This is a genomic window from Companilactobacillus sp. FL22-3 (genome assembly GCF_054881455.1).
In genome coordinates, this window is sequence record NZ_JBTYYZ010000028.1 from 1 (window position 1) to 1,379 (window position 1,379).

Sequence of the window (1,379 nt, forward strand, 5' to 3'; positions counted from 1 at the left end):
CACTTCGAACTGCTGTAAACTCTTACTCGATTAAGTCCTCGATCTATTAGTACTGCTCAGCTCCATGTATCGCTACACTTCCACCCGCAGCCTATCTACGTCATGTTCTCTAACGGATCTTACTTCCATAAAGGAATGGGAAATCTCATCTCGAGGGGGGCTTCACACTTAGATGCTTTCAGCGTTTATCCCTTCCATACGTAGCTACCCAGCGATGCGCCTGGCGGCACAACTGGTACACCAGAGGTATGTCCATCCCGGTCCTCTCGTACTAAGGACAGCTCCTCTCAAATTTCCTACGCCCGCGACGGATAGGGACCGAACTGTCTCACGACGTTCTGAACCCAGCTCGCGTACCGCTTTAATGGGCGAACAGCCCAACCCTTGGGACCGACTACAGCCCCAGGATGCGATGAGCCGACATCGAGGTGCCAAACCTCCCCGTCGATGTGAACTCTTGGGGGAGATAAGCCTGTTATCCCCAGGGTAGCTTTTATCCGTTGAGCGATGGCCCTTCCATATGGTACCACCGGATCACTAACTCCGACTTTCGTCCCTGCTCGACTTGTCAGTCTCGCAGTCAAGCTCGCTTATACGTTTACACTCTGCGAATGATTTCCAACCATTCTGAGCGAACCTTTGAGCGCCTCCGTTACATTTTAGGAGGCGACCGCCCCAGTCAAACTGCCCACCAGACACTGTCCCCCACCGCGCTGAGCGGCGTGGGTTAGAGCTTTCATATAACAAGGGTAGTATCCCACCAACGCCTCCTTCGAAACTAGCGTTCCGATATCAACGGCTCCTACCTATCCTGTACATGTCACACAAAAACTCAATATCAAGCTACAGTAAAGCTCCATGGGGTCTTTCCGTCCTGTCGCGGGTAACCCGCATCTTCACGGGTATTATAATTTCACCGAGTCTCTCGTTGAGACAGTGCCCAAATCATTACGCCTTTCGTGCGGGTCGGAACTTACCCGACAAGGAATTTCGCTACCTTAGGACCGTTATAGTTACGGCCGCCGTTTACTGGGGCTTCAATTCTCAGCTTCGCAAAAGCTAACTGATCCTCTTAACCTTCCAGCACCGGGCAGGCGTCAGCCCATATACGTCATCTTACGATTTAGCATAGACCTGTGTTTTTGATAAACAGTTGTTTGGGCCTATTCACTGCGGCTGGCTGTTACACCAGCACCCCTTCTCCCGAAGTTACGGGGTCATTTTGCCGAGTTCCTTAACGAGAGTTCACTCGCTGACCTTAGGATACTCTCCTCGACTACCTGTGTCGGTTTGCGGTACGGGCAGTTTATTTCTAACTAGAAACTTTTCTCGGCAGTGTGAGTTACTGTGCTTCGCTACTAAAATTTCACTCCCCATCA

The 1,379-nt window shown here is 51.2% G+C and carries 1 rRNA gene; it reads right to left on the minus strand.

The window, feature by feature from the left end:
- Positions 1–26 precede the first annotated feature (26 nt).
- Positions 27–1,379 (minus strand): 23S ribosomal RNA (locus ACYT32_RS12320); the annotation flags it as partial.